Genomic DNA, 13,100 nt, shown 5'->3' on the forward strand with positions numbered 1-13,100 from the left:
CGATGGTGCGTGCCGAAGGCGTCCGCAAGCACTTCGGAAAGCTGGAGGTCCTCAAGGGCATCGACCTCACCGTCGAACGCGGCCAGGTCTGTTGCCTCCTCGGCCCCTCGGGTTCGGGAAAGTCCACCTTCCTGCGCTGCATCAACCACCTGGAGAAGGTCGACGGCGGCAAGCTCACCGTCGACGGAGAACTCGTCGGCTACCGCCAGCAGGGCAACAAGCTCCACGAACTGCGCGAACGCGAGGTCGCCGACCGCCGCCGCGACATCGGCATGGTCTTCCAGCGGTTCAACCTCTTCCCGCACATGACCGCCCTCGACAACGTCATGGAGGCCCCCCTCAAGGTCGCGTCGGTCCCCAGGAAGGAGGCCCGCGAACAGGCCCACGCCCTGCTCGGACGGGTGGGGCTCGGGGACCGCGCCCAGCACTACCCGGCCCAGCTCTCCGGCGGGCAGCAGCAGCGCGTCGCCATCGCCCGCGCACTCGCCATGAAGCCCAAGCTGATGCTCTTCGACGAGCCGACCTCCGCATTGGACCCCGAACTCGTCGGGGACGTCCTGGACGTCATGCGGCAGCTCGCCGCCGACGGCATGACGATGGTCGTCGTCACCCACGAGATCGGCTTCGCCCGGGAAGTCGGCGACACCGCCGTCTTCATGGACGAGGGAGTCGTCGTCGAAGCGGGAGACCCCCGCCAGGTGCTCGTCCACCCGGAGCAGGAACGCACCCGCGCCTTCCTGTCCAAGGTCCTGTGAGCGCCCCCACCCGCCGGCAGGAAAGGCTCGACCACTTCCTCGACCTGGCTCAGACCCGCCGCCCCCGCTACCTGGGCGACCTCGAACAGCTCGTTTCCATCGACTCCGGCTCCTACAGCGCCGACGGCGTCAACCAAGTGGCCGACTGGATCGAGCGCCGCCTTGAGCAGATCGGGTTCGACGTCGAACGCGTCAGCTTCCCGCCCTCGCCCGATGGCCACCGAACCGGCGACGCTCTCATCGGTCGCAGACGCGGCGGACTCTCCGAATCGGCAGGAGGCCGCAGGATCCTCCTCGCCGGTCACATGGACACGGTCTTCGAGGACGGCACCGCTGCCGCACGCCCCTTCCGCATCGACGGCTCCACGGCGTACGGACCCGGGGTCAGCGACGACAAGGGCGGCCTGCTCGCGGGCCTCACCGCCCTGGAGATCCTCACCGACGACGGGGTCGACGCCTACGACGAGCTGGTCTTCCTCGCCACCCCCGACGAGGAGATCGGCTCACCGGCCAGCCGCACCCTCATAGAACGCACCGCCGCGCACGTGCACTACGGTCTCGGGCTGGAATGCGCCCGGGAGAACGGTGACGTCGTCATCGCCCGCAAGGGCGTCGCGGACTTCCGCCTCACCGTCACCGGCCGGGCCGCCCACGCCGGCATCGAGCCCGAGCGCGGAGCGAACGCCGCCCTCGCCGCCGCCCACCTCACCGTCGCCATCCAGGCCCTGAACGGCCACTGGGACGACGTGACCGTCAACGTCGGCGTCGTCCGGGCCGGTACCCGCGCCAACATCGTCTGCCCTCAGGCCGAACTGCGCATAGAGGTCCGCGCCGCCACGACGACCGACATCCAGCGCGTCACCCGGGCCATCCAGGAAGCGGCAGACCACCCCGGCGTGCCCGGTGTCACCGTCGAGGTCGAGCAGCTCGACCTCTGCCCGCCCATGGAGGACACGCCCGCTTCCCGGCGGATGCTGGAGCACGCACGCCGCGCGGCCCTCGCGGCCGGCATCGAGCTCGGCGCCGCGGCGACCGGCGGGGTGGGGGACGCCAACCTCATCGCCGGCACCGGAGTCCCCGTCCTGGACGGACTGGGGCCCGTGGGAGGCGCCGACCACACCCCCCGGGAATGGCTCGACACCACCAGCGTTCCCCAGCGCATCGCCGTACTCGCCGACCTGATCACCTCCCTCGGCGACGCCGGTACCCCCTGAGCGGCACCCACGCACGGCGGAGGGCGGCTTCCCTCCTCCGCCGTGCCCGCCTGTCGACCCGGCCGGATCGACACGGCACGTACACCTCCACGGAAGACCCTCCACTCCCCCTACCGCACACGGAGGCACCATGCGCATCCCGTCCGCTCCCACGCGCCGCACCGTTATCGCCGGCGGCCTCGCCGCCGCACTCCTCACCATCGCCTCCTCCGCCCAGGCCGACCCCCGGCCGGCCCGGATCCACGCCGGCTCCCTCGTCCTGATCGGCGGGGGCCTCAAGGAAGACAACACCCAGGTGTACGGCGAGATCATCAAGCGGGCCGGCGGTCCGGGGGCCCGCATCGGCGTCATCACCGCCGCCTCCGTGCCCGAGAGCCAGGACCCCCACGCCGCCGACCCCGACCTGTGCAGCAACTCCGCGTGCAACGGCGCCTACTACGCCGACCTCTTCAAGCGCCACGGTGCCGCGGACGCCCAGTGGATCCCCCTCGACCTCGACCACGTGGCCAACGCCGACTCGGACGCCGTCGTCGCCCAGGTCGAGTCGATGACCGGCTTCTTCTTCGGCGGGGGCGACCAGTACCGTTACGTCACCACTCTCCTGCGTGGCGACAAGCACGAGGACTCCAAGGTCCTCGCCGCCATCCGCGCCAAGCTCGCCCACGGCGCCGTCGTCGCCGGCTCTTCGGCCGGCGCCCAGATCGCCTCCGGCCCCGACATGGTCAGCGGCGGTGAATCCTACGATGCCCTCCGAAACGGCAGCGCACCCGGCTACTTCGACGACCCGGCCCGACTCGGCTACCTCACCCGGGGAGGGTTCGGCTTCCTCCGCTCCGGGCTCATCGACACCCACACGGGCGCCTACGGACGCGAAGGCCGAGCGCTGCGACTCGCCTCCGACACCGGGCACGACCGCGTCTACGCCCTGGACGAGAACACCGCCCTGGTCGTCGACCGACCCGGCACCCACCACGAGCAGGTGACCGTCCTCGGCCCGAACGGGGTCGCCGTCCTCGACCTGCGCAATGCCCGTGCCCACGAATCGGGCAACGGCTGGGCCCTCCGCCGGGCACGGTACAGCTACCTCACCGACGGGGACCGGTACGACACCCGCACCTGGAGGGTTCAGGTCGCACCGGGCAAGCACGCGTCGGCCCCCACGGCCACGACGGCCGTGCCGGCCAACGGCGACGTCTTCTACTCGGCCGCGAACCCGGACGGCACCGCCTATTCCTTCCGGACCACGGCCCGAGCACTCGCGTCGACCCGAGCGCAGGACAGCGCGACCGCGACGACCTTCGAGACCGACCCGCAGTTCACGGTGACCTTCACGAAGGCGAGAGGCTTCGCCGCCTTCACCGGCGACGGCGCCACCGCCCGAACGCTCGTCGCGCTTCAGATCGACATCGCCCCCGGGCGATGAGCGAGCGGCGGAGCCGACATCCCCGGCCGGAGCGGCTCCGCCTGCCTTGTCCCTCTGCCGCCTTTCGGAATGACACTCCCGTCCGCGATCACCGCATTCGAGGCGATGGTCACCCCTGAGAAAGGCCGCTCATGTCCGTTCGCCCCTTCACCACGGCCGTCGCACTCGCCGTTCTCACCATGCTCGGCTCCGGTTGCGCCATCCGCTCCGACACCTCGTCCCCCGGCCCTGTCCGGTCCGAGATGGCCGGTCCCGCGGTGGTTCTGCCCGGCCTTACGGTCAAGCCCGACCCCGAGCTCTACGCCATGCTCCCGCCGGCCGTCCGAGCCACGGGGACCGTGCGGGTCGCCACCGATGTTCCCTACCCTCCCTTCGAGATGTACGCCGGGGAGGGAAGCACCCGGATCACCGGAATCGACCACGACCTCGGCCAGGCTCTGGGGGCCCGCCTCGGAGTCACGTTCGACTTCGCACCGCAGAAGTTCGACGGGATCCTTCCCGCCGTCCAAGCGGGGAAGTTCGACGTCGTCATGTCGGCCATGACGGACAAGAAGGCCAGGCAGAAGTCAGTGGACTTCGTCGACTACCTCAACGCCGGCCCCGGGTGGCTCGTGACGAAGGGCAACCCCGAAGACATCGCCGTCGTGACGGACGTCTGCGGCAAGGCGGTCGGGGTCCAGACCGGAACCAACCACCAGAAGCTGCTTCAGCAGCGTCAGGAACTGTGCAGGGCGAAGGGCCTTGCGCCCATGACGATCCTTGCGTTCTCGAAGGACTCCGAGGCCCAACTGGCCCTCCGCAGCGGCAAGGTCGTCGCCGACTACCTGGACGAGGTCACGGCCGCGTACGTCGCGGCCACTGCCGACGGCGGCAAGTCGTTCTCCACGGTGACGGGACGCAAGGCAGTGGGGGAGTACAGCGCCTCCCCGATGGGCATCGGCGTGTCGAAAGACCAGCCGGGCCTCAAGGAAGCCATACGGGCAGCCCTGCAGTCCCTCATGGACGACGGCACGTACGGCAAGGTCCTCATGAAGTACCAGGTTTCGAACATCGCGATCGCCGAGGCCACCGTCAACGGAGCCCTCGACTGACCGTCCGACGCCAACCGCCCCTGGAAGGAGAGAACGCCCTCTACAGGAGTCCGGTGCGCCGGGCGATCCTTTCGGCTTCCTTCATGCGTTCGTGGCCGTCGCCGCCGACCCGCTCCAGGACGGCGGCGACGAGCGACTCGACGATCGCCAGGGCGGGCGTCAGACTGTCGTAAGGGGAGTCCGAGGAGACCTGGGTGATGAGGACGACGTCTGCGTGGGCGGCGGCGGGGGAGAGCCACGGGTCGGTGAACACGATGACCTTGCCGCCCCGTTCCCGGGCCAGTTCGGCGATGAGCGTCTTGTCCGCCTCGTAACGCCGGTAGTCGAACAGGACCGTGACGTCACGACGGGTGAGCTGTGTGAGGAAGGACGTCCGCTCCACGTCCTTGTGGGGGAGGAGGCTCACCTGGTCGCGAAACTGCATCAGATGCAGGCCCAGATACTCGGCCAGAAGGTGCGTGAATCGTCCGCCGGCCAGGTGCACCCGGCGCTTGGGATCGCCGAGGAGGCTTACCGCGTCCTCGAACTCGTGCGGCGCCACTTCGTCGAAGGTCTGCGACACCGCCTGCCGCAGGAGCGCCGAGCGTTCGCCGAGATGCGTAGCGGAAGAGCCCTGCGGGGGCGCCGCCGCTTCCTGGTCCGCCGCCTCCGCAGCGGTGTACAGGGTGATGGGCGAGGCGTTGCGGGCGTCGAGCTCCTTGCGAAGAACCGCCTGCAGATCAGGAAAACCCTTGTACCCGAGTCGCGAGGCGCACCTCAGGACCGTGGGCGCCGACACGCCGGCTCGCTCCGCGATCGTGGCGACCGTTTCGAAGACCGCGGCGGGGTATCCCGCCAGAAGGATGCGCGCGACCTTGCGTTCGGCAGGGCTCAGTTCTCCGAGCCGACTGCGGATCTCGTCGGCCAGCGTGGAACTCATGGCTTTCCCTTCTGCGGCGGGTCGCGCCGAGAGCTGTGCGCAGTCGGGCGGCCGTGTGATCCGGCCTTCCGCGTTTCAGACAGTAGAGCTTCGGACAGCAAATGTACTGCCTATTACGGAATCTGCCCACCCCTGTCGCTCCGAGCCCCTGGCGTCGAGTTCCGGGCGGCACCGCCGCGCCGCGGGGGCAGTCAGCACATTCCGTCGAGCGGCAAGCCGATCTCTGCCGCGGCCGACGACTGCGCCCCTGGGCCAGGACGGCTCAGGGGCGCAGTGCGAAACGAGTCACGCACTTCGGCCGCGGAACTAGGCGAACGCGGCGGCCCAGGTCGCCGGCCCGACGACACCGTCCACGGTCAGCGCTTTGCGCGACTGGAAACTGCGGCAGGCCGCATCGGAACCTTGTCCGTACTGGCCGTCCACGGTGAGGGAGTAGCCGTGCGCGCTGTTCATCCGGAACTGCCAGGTCGCCACGCTCGCGTGCACGAGGCCCGGGGGCTGGCGGAAGCTGACCCCGGGGTAGGGCAGGGGGCCGCCCCCGGGGTTGACCGCACCACTGACGACGTGGGCGTACAGGTTGCCCGGACAGCCGGTCGAATGGTGGTCGCGATGACCCGTGATGGCCGGCGCGGCACCGCCCGACACGCGGAGGCGGGTGATTCCGTACCGGATGGCGTCGATCAGCCCCGGTGTGACCACGTCGTAGTCACCGCTGGTTCCACCGGTCAGCGCACAGACCGCGTACCAGTCGTCATTGCCCTGTGTGGTGCCCTGGGCCGCGGTACGCACCTTCTCGCCGCGTCCCTCGAAGAGGGAGCCGTGGACGCAGGCCAGGTGGCTGTAGGCGATGTCGGACCAGCCGTTCGAATCCATGTGGAAGTCCTGGACGGCCCGCACCTGGGTCGCGCAGTCGGTGTGGTCGGCCTCCGCCACCTTGACGGCGTCGACGTGGTGCACGACCACGCCGCCTTGCTCCGGGGTGATGTTGCCGCTGACCTCCCGGGGCGCTCGGGCCCCCCACTGCGCGCGAGTGACGAACGTGGCCATCAGCTCCCGCCCCCTCGGCCCACGGCGCAGTCGACGGCAGCGTTCAACGGCTCGGCGTGCGCGTTGCGGGCGGCTGCGGAGCCGTATATCGCGGCGCTCTGGCGCGGGTGGGTCACGAAGGGGTTCTTGTCGCTCTTCGTCGAGGGGCTGGAAGCACGGGCGGCTCCGGCGCCGATGGCGGGCAGTGCGAGCGCACTGCCGACTGCCGCGAGCAGTGCGGCGCGGCGCGAGGGTCCTCTGGTCAACGGTCCTCCTGCTGGGGTGAGTGGTCGTGATGGTCCGGGGCGCGGGGTGATCGCCGCGGGAACGCGGCGACGCGCCGGCGCCCCGGTGCCGGCGCCCGCCCGCCGTCGAACGGTGTGTCCGACGGCGAGCGGGTACGCCGTGTCGGTTGGGCAGGTCACCGACCTGCCGGACGTGCACCAGGCGGACGGGGAGGCGGTCAGCAGCCGCCGCAGTTGTAGAAGGTCACGTCCCAGTGGTTGCCCTCGTCGGCGTAGACGTTGCCGGCGCCGGACTTCCACTGCGGGGCTCCGTCGCCGCGCAGCCCGATGTAGGTGAACGTGTTCTTGATGTAGTTCCCGAGGCAGGTGTACTTGGAGAAGTCGAGCTTGTAGCCGTTCCAGTGCGAGTAGGTGCCGCTGGAGTGTCCGGTCTCGGTGCCGCCGGTGATGTTGAGGGCGCAGCCGCTGGCGCTCTTGAGGGTCTGGGCGCCCTGGGCGGTGGCGAGGTTGAGCTGCTCGAAGGACGTGCAGGTGGGGTTGTTCCGGTCGGAGCAGTTTCCGGAGGACGACCAGGTGATCCCGGAAGCGCTGAACATCGACGTGGCGGTGGAGTGGCTGATCTTGGTGACGGCGTGGGCGTCGGTGGCGGTGGACAGGGCGCCGAATCCGGGGGCGAACAGCGCGCCGGTGACGAGTGCCAGTGCGGTCATGACGGACCGGATTCTCATGCTGCGTCTCCTGGGTGAGAGGTGGATGGAACGGCCCTTCGGCGCGGATGCCGCACATGAAGGACAGATGGGGGCCCGGCGAACCTGGCGATGTGAGGGCACCGTCTGTCGTCCTCGGTGCCGTATACGGAAAGGCGCGAAGGCGGGCGGCGTAAAGGGCGAGAGGGTGCCTTGCGTGGGGTCAGGGGGTGAGGCGTTCGTCTCCGTCGTGCGCGTATACACGCGGAACGCGCGTCCCGATCCGGGTGACGATCTCGTACACGATGGTGCCGGCCGCCTCCGCCCAGTCCTGGGCCGTCGGTTCGCCCCGGCTTCCCTGCCCGAACAGGACGGCCTGCGTGCCCGGCTCCGGTTCGTCGCTGCCGAGGTCGACCATGAACTGGTCCATGGCGACCTGCCCGGCCACCTGGCGGACGTCGTCCCCGACGAGAACGGGGCCGCGGCCCGAGGCGTGCCGGGGGACTCCGTCCGCGTACCCGAGAGGGATCAGTCCGATGACCGTTTCGTCCTCGGTGACGTAGTGCTGCCCGTACGAGACGCCGTGACCGCCGGGCAAGCGCTTCACCAGGGCCAGGCTCGCTTTCAGCGACATCGCCGGCCGCAGGCCGAGTTGGGCGGAGGTGCCGATCTCGGGGCTCGGCGAGAGTCCGTACATGGCGATGCCCGTCCGGACCAGGTCGAAGTGGGCCTCAGGGAGGGTGAGGGTCGCCGGCGAGTTGGCGATGTGCCGGACCTCGGGCTCGACCCCTGCCTTCTCCGCTTGCTCGATCATCGAGCGGAAAACGTCGACTTGCGTGGCGTTCAAGGGATGGCCGGGTACATCTGCGCAGGCCAGGTGCGACCAGAGGCCGGTGACCCTGACCAAGCCGTCCTCCTGCGCTTCCAGTGCCTCGCCGACGAGCCGGGGCCAATCGGCGGGCCGGCAGCCGTTGCGGCCGAGCCCCGTGTCCGCCTTGAGTTGGATGCGGGCGGTCCTCCCGGTGGCCCGAGCGGCCGCGCGCACCTCGTCGAGGGCCCACCTGTCGCTCACCGACATGTCGAGCCCGGCCTCGATGCCCCGGTCCCACGGATCGCCGGGTGCCCACAGCCAGCACAGGACCGGCACGTCGGTGATGCCGGCGGCCCGCAGCGCGAGTGCCTCGTGAGGCGTGGCCGTGCCCAGCCAGGAGGCGCCCGCGGCGAGCGCCGCTCGGGCACAGCGGACGGCGCCGTGACCGTAGCCGTCGGCTTTGACCACTGCCATCAGCTGGACGTGGGGGGCGACGCGGGCACGGAGCGCTCGGACGTTGTGGCGCAGCGCACCGAGGTCGATCTCCGCAGTGGCTCGGCCAGGTGGTGAGGTTTCCGTCGTCATTGGCTCTCCCTTCAAGAGGCGTCCGGTACGGACGCGCCGAGGACGTGTCGGCAACCGGACGTCCGGTACGCGTCCGGCCTGTCGGGACGGGGAGTGGAGAGGGCGATCGCTTCCCGGCGGCCGTCTCCGGGGTCAGGAAGTGCAGCCGGAGGACGGAAGGGTCCACGGAGACGGCGGAGCGAGACCGTCGTACAGGGCGACCAGCAGCTGCCGGGGGCAGACGGATGCGCCCTGCCGGAAGATGCCGAAGTGGAGATGGGGGCCGGTGGAGTTGCCGGTGTCGCCGGTGCGGGCGACCGGCTGACCGGCGGTCACGCGGGTTCCGTCACTCACGCTGCGGCTGTCGAGGCGGCAGTACTGGTAACCGACGCCGTCATCGCCGTCGACCGCCACGCCCGGACCGCGGGAGTCGTCGAGTCCGCCGTTGAGGCGGGCGGTGCCGGAGGTGATGGCGTACGCAGGGGTTCCCGAGGTGGCGGGCCCGACGATCCCGTCGGCCGCGAGCCCCTGGCTTTGCCGGTAGGAGGTCACGGCGCTTCTGGTCTGTGCGTCGAACTCGGCGTCGGCCGTGACGCCTCCTCCCTGCCGGCGCAGGAGGAACTGCAGGCCGGCCACGTTGTTTCCGGTCGCCCCCTTCTGCAGCAGTGGCCAGTTCGGAACGGTCGCATGGGCAGGGACGGCGGACAGCAACCCGAGGAGCAGTACCGCGATGAGCGTGGTGACCACTGCTGGCGTGTCTCTGTGACGGGAACGGTGCGGGGCGGAGGTGGCGGATGCTGAGACCACGGGCGGTCCTCTCTGCTCGTACGGTTGCCGACCTCGGTGACCTCGAGGGAGACGGGTTCTCCGGGAGGACGGAGCATCGCGGCCGCTCGTTGTGAGCGTGGCCGGCAGGCGTACGGTAAGAACCAGGCCGACTGTCTTGAAATGGACGGGATGTCGATCCGTCCGCAGGTTGCTTGGACTGTTTAACCCTGTGTGGGGACGGTGTTCCGGTATCTCTGCTGATGGGGGAGGGGTGTTCCCACTGCGCGGGCCGTCAGCGCCAGCCAGAGGTCGACCCGGTCTTCGGCTCGGTCCTGCTGTCGTCCCGTCAGTCTGGCCACCTTCTCGATGCGGTTCTGGACGGTGTGCCGGTGCAGGCCGAGCAGAGAGGAGGTCTCGGCCCAGGAGCCGTTCGTTTCGAGCCAGACCCGAAGGGTTTCGACGAGCTCCCCTGCGGGGTCGGCCGCGTCGATCGGCGCCAGTACCGTGTCGGCGAACGCCGCCAGCGTCGCGGGACTTCCGAGGCTGAGCAGGAGCCTGACGGAACCGGCCTCGGACGCGCTGACAGGACGCCCCAACTCGGCGCTGGAGGACAGGAGCGCGATCGCCTGGCGCATGGAAAGGGCTGCGTGCTGGGGGGCGACCGCCGGGCCGATCCCCGCCGGCCGGCCCGGCGCGAAGCGGCGGAGCACCGCCGATGTGTCCAGGTCCTCCGAGACGACCATCTCCACCCTGCCGCCGGTCACGCGTGCCAGTCCTCCCGGCACCGCCAGGGCGAGGTCCGCCGCGAGTTCGACCGGCTCGCCGGCGGCGAGCACTGCTACGGCCCGGATGGTGGAGGAGGGAACGTCGGCGGTCTGCAGCAAGGCCCGGGCCTGCTCGGCTGTGATGTCGCTCTGGAACAGGCGGGCGAGAAGGGCCGCCCGGCGACGGCGTTGTGGCTCGTCCGCCAAATGGCGGCGTTCCAGTTCGACCGAGAGCAGGGACACCAGGACACTGATGAGCAACCGCGCTTCTGCCGAGTCCGCGTTCAGCAGGATGAGGAAGCCGCGCAGCCTCGTGGTGCCGAGAGGCTGGACCACCAGTTTTCCGCACGGCAGGTCGGCGCCACCGCTTCCCCGGAGCCCGTGCAGAGCGACGGTCTCGATCACCGAGGCGGCGTTCGTCAAGAGCTCTTGTCCGTCGGTCCCGGCCGAGCCGAGCAGGCGGCCCGAGGCGTCACAGACGGCGACGCCCGAGTGCACTGCCTGGAACCAGGACGACAGCAGCCCCGTCAGCCCGTCGCCGGAGGCCGCCGCGGAAGACAGGCGACGCTGGGTGCGGAGGGTCTTCTCCAACAGGCGTCGTTCCTCGGACGCGCGAGCCGCGAACACGGCTTTGGTGATGGAGGCGAACGCGACGCTCGGCGGCGCTGCGAGCACGGGCATACCGGCCTGCTCCGCATGGTGGCTCAAGGCGGGTGGCACTGTCTGCAGGGGAAGGCCCGGGCCCACTCCTACGATGAGGGCTGCCGCCTTGCCGGCACCGAGCTCTTCGACGTACGCCGCGTAGTCGCTCTCGTCGGCCGACAGCAGCAGACCGCTGGTCATCACCACTTCGGCGCCCTCGAGCCAGGACGCAGGACGGGTGTTCTCGGTGGCGTGCGCTGCCTCGACGACCCGGCCGAGCCCCGTACTCCCGGCCACCAGGCGGAGTCGAAGAGAGGGGATGGCCAACAGGTCGCGAACGGTGAGAGGCATGGGACGCATGGTCCACGAAGCGGTCTCGGCTGTCGACCGTACGTCCAAGGCCGATGCGAAGACCGTCCGGGACGACGCATCGGCGCGTCCATCCCACAGGGGCCGTGCCGACGGGGCCTTCTGCGGCGGCCCTCAGGCGGGCGGGACGCGGACGGCAGTGCGGCTGGGCGGGGCAGGGCCGCGGAGCGCACGGCGAGAGCCACGCGTCACCGACCGCCCCCTGCACCAGGGACGGTCGGTGCTGGTCGGCGGTGTCAGCGCGAGGGGCGTGACAGCCTGCCTTGACGCTGGATTCGGTCCACGGCTGCCACCGCGTACCAGCATCCTGCCGGAGCTTCGGCATCGTGGTAGGTGATTCGTCTCCCGCCGGGGACCACCGCGACAAGGGTGGCGCGTCCGGCATGGGGACGGGGGCCGGGATCGGTCAGGAAGCGGTATATCGCGTAACGGAAAGGGCTGTCCTTGCTGCCCGGCGCACCTGCGGAGACGCGGAGGACGGCAGCGCCGGTGGAGGATTCCCGCCGGACCTTCACGACGGGCCGGAGCGGGCGAGGCCGCTTGTCCAAGCGGGTCGGCAGCGGGCCCAGGACGGGTTCCTGCCAGTGGGCCAGCCGCATGGCGGCGAAGTCTCCCACGCGATCCGCCCGGACGTCCTTGGCGCTGAAGAACAGGTCACCACCGATTTCGGGAAGTGTGGCGTTCAACGTCAGATGGCGTGTGAGCTCCTTGCCGTCCTGCCAGGGCGCCGGCTGGCCGGCCGCCCCGGACTTGTAGACCGCCTGCCCGATCCACAGCTCGGTGTCCGTGTCCCTGACCACCTCGGCCCACCACGGTGCGAGGACCGCGTAGTCGGCCACCGGCAGTCCGATGTGCCAGTACACCTGAGGCGCGATGTAGTCGAGCCAACCCTGCTGCACCCAACCTCGGGTGTCCGCGTGCAGGCCGTCGTAGGACTGGAAGGCGGCGGTTCGTGACCCGCGTGGATCCGTGGTGGCATTGCGCCAGACGCCGAAAGGGCTGATGCCGAAGAGCGCGTTCGGTCTGACGGCACGTACGGCGTCCCGCATCTCACGGACCATGAGGTCCACATTGGCGCGACGCCAGGCGGCCTTGTCCGTGTGGCCCGCCCCATGGACCCGGAACGTCTCCTCGTCGGGAAAGTCCGAACCCGCCAGCGGATACGGGTAGAAGTAGTCGTCGAAGTGGACGCCGTCGATGTCGTAGCGCCGGACGGCGTCGAGCATGGCTTCCTGGCAGAAGCGCCGGGCGGCCGGCACGCCCGGGTCGTAGTAGAGCTTGCCGCCGTAGGAACGGGTCCACTCCGGATTCGTGCGGGCCGGATGCCGGGGGTCCAGTCTGGACGGGTCGGCCTGCATCGACACCCGGTAGGGGTTGAACCACGCGTGAAACGCGAGGCCCCGCTGGTGCGCCGTCTCGATCATGAAGGCCAGCGGGTCGTATCCCGGGTCCTGTCCCTGCGTGCCGGTGAGCCACTGCGACCAGGGTTCGAGAGGTGAGGGCCAGAAGGCGTCGGCTGTCGGACGGACCTGCACGAACAGCGCGTTGAACCCCGTGGCGAGGGCGTCGTCGGCCAGCCTTGTGAACTCCGCGCGTTGTGCGGCGGGGTCCAGGCCCGTGCGTGACGGCCAGTCGATGTTGACCACGGAGGCGATCCAGACCCCCCGCATCTGCCGCCTGAGGGAAGGGCCGGAGGGCGCGGCGGCATGAGCTGCCACAGGAGGGAGTGCTGCAGTGCAGCCGGCCGCTGCGAGGGCTGTGAGTACCGCTCGGCGGTCGAGGGCAGGACGGAGCGATGAACCGGTTGCGTCTTTCGATGACAT

At 70.2% G+C, this 13,100-nt stretch carries 11 protein-coding genes and 1 pseudogene; 4 read left to right on the forward strand and 8 right to left on the reverse strand.

All coding sequences use genetic code 11. The annotated features are described in order from the left end of the window. Positions 1-2 precede the first annotated feature (2 nt). The 4 genes from AC067A_RS14775 (at position 3) to AC067A_RS14790 (ending at position 4,483) form a co-directional block, all read left to right on the forward strand. Positions 3-755, forward strand: coding sequence for an amino acid ABC transporter ATP-binding protein (locus AC067A_RS14775; RefSeq protein ID WP_478619626.1), 753 nt, complete (start codon positions 3-5; stop codon positions 753-755). After that, positions 752-1,969 (forward strand): M20 family metallopeptidase, encoded by a 1,218-nt coding sequence (locus AC067A_RS14780; protein WP_478619450.1) that lies wholly within the window; start codon positions 752-754, stop codon positions 1,967-1,969. Before AC067A_RS14775 ends, AC067A_RS14780 begins: the two co-directional genes overlap by 4 nt. Positions 1,970-2,099: 130 nt before the next feature. Then, positions 2,100-3,392 (forward strand): cyanophycinase, encoded by a 1,293-nt coding sequence (locus AC067A_RS14785; protein WP_478619453.1) that lies wholly within the window; start codon positions 2,100-2,102, stop codon positions 3,390-3,392. Positions 3,393-3,523: 131 nt separating this feature from the next. Next, positions 3,524-4,483 (forward strand): ABC transporter substrate-binding protein, encoded by a 960-nt coding sequence (locus AC067A_RS14790; RefSeq protein WP_478619456.1) that lies wholly within the window; start codon positions 3,524-3,526, stop codon positions 4,481-4,483. A gap of 40 nt (positions 4,484-4,523) precedes the next feature. Here the strand turns inward: AC067A_RS14790 and AC067A_RS14795 are convergent, their stop codons facing one another. From AC067A_RS14795 to AC067A_RS14830, 8 genes and pseudogenes are all read right to left on the reverse strand, one after another. Then, on the reverse strand, positions 4,524-5,402 hold the full coding sequence (locus AC067A_RS14795; RefSeq protein WP_478619459.1) for a MurR/RpiR family transcriptional regulator: 879 nt from the start codon (positions 5,400-5,402) through the stop codon (positions 4,524-4,526). 306 nt (positions 5,403-5,708) lie between these two features. Beyond that, the gene (locus AC067A_RS14800) at positions 5,709-6,449 is read right to left on the reverse strand and encodes a peptidoglycan recognition protein family protein (protein WP_478619462.1); all 741 of its coding nucleotides are present in this window, start codon (positions 6,447-6,449) and stop codon (positions 5,709-5,711) included. Next, positions 6,449-6,694: a hypothetical protein gene (locus AC067A_RS14805; RefSeq protein ID WP_478619465.1), complete on the reverse strand. Its 246-nt coding sequence runs from the start codon at positions 6,692-6,694 to the stop codon at positions 6,449-6,451. The genes AC067A_RS14800 and AC067A_RS14805 overlap by 1 nt, the downstream gene beginning before the upstream one ends. A gap of 197 nt (positions 6,695-6,891) precedes the next feature. Continuing rightward, positions 6,892-7,401: a hypothetical protein gene (locus AC067A_RS14810; RefSeq protein WP_478619468.1), complete on the reverse strand. Its 510-nt coding sequence runs from the start codon at positions 7,399-7,401 to the stop codon at positions 6,892-6,894. Positions 7,402-7,582: 181 nt separating this feature from the next. Beyond that, on the reverse strand, positions 7,583-8,755 hold the full coding sequence (gene alr / locus AC067A_RS14815; protein ID WP_478619471.1) for an alanine racemase: 1,173 nt from the start codon (positions 8,753-8,755) through the stop codon (positions 7,583-7,585). 132 nt (positions 8,756-8,887) lie between these two features. Continuing rightward, entirely contained in the window at positions 8,888-9,481 is a 594-nt protein-coding gene (locus AC067A_RS14820) for a peptidoglycan DD-metalloendopeptidase family protein (RefSeq protein ID WP_478619475.1), read from the reverse strand. A gap of 242 nt (positions 9,482-9,723) precedes the next feature. Continuing rightward, positions 9,724-11,268, reverse strand: coding sequence for a PucR family transcriptional regulator (locus AC067A_RS14825; RefSeq protein ID WP_478619628.1), 1,545 nt, complete (start codon positions 11,266-11,268; stop codon positions 9,724-9,726). Positions 11,269-11,858: 590 nt separating this feature from the next. Next, positions 11,859-13,100: pseudogene (locus tag AC067A_RS14830) on the reverse strand (glycoside hydrolase family 10-like protein); the annotation flags it as partial.

It is taken from the genome of Streptomyces sp. NPDC043176, from assembly GCF_056436715.1.

Coding starts and splice junctions, on each gene's coding strand:
- AC067A_RS14775 (WP_478619626.1), top strand. CDS start 3: ATGGTGCGTGCCGAAGGCGTCCGCAAGCACTTCGGAAAGCTGGAGGTC.
- AC067A_RS14785 (WP_478619453.1), top strand. CDS start 2,100: ATGCGCATCCCGTCCGCTCCCACGCGCCGCACCGTTATCGCCGGCGGC.
- AC067A_RS14790 (WP_478619456.1), top strand. CDS start 3,524: ATGTCCGTTCGCCCCTTCACCACGGCCGTCGCACTCGCCGTTCTCACC.
- AC067A_RS14795 (WP_478619459.1), bottom strand. CDS start 5,402: ATGAGTTCCACGCTGGCCGACGAGATCCGCAGTCGGCTCGGAGAACTG.
- AC067A_RS14800 (WP_478619462.1), bottom strand. CDS start 6,449: ATGGCCACGTTCGTCACTCGCGCGCAGTGGGGGGCCCGAGCGCCCCGG.
- AC067A_RS14810 (WP_478619468.1), bottom strand. CDS start 7,401: ATGAGAATCCGGTCCGTCATGACCGCACTGGCACTCGTCACCGGCGCG.
- alr (WP_478619471.1), bottom strand. CDS start 8,755: ATGACGACGGAAACCTCACCACCTGGCCGAGCCACTGCGGAGATCGAC.
- AC067A_RS14825 (WP_478619628.1), bottom strand. CDS start 11,268: ATGCGTCCCATGCCTCTCACCGTTCGCGACCTGTTGGCCATCCCCTCT.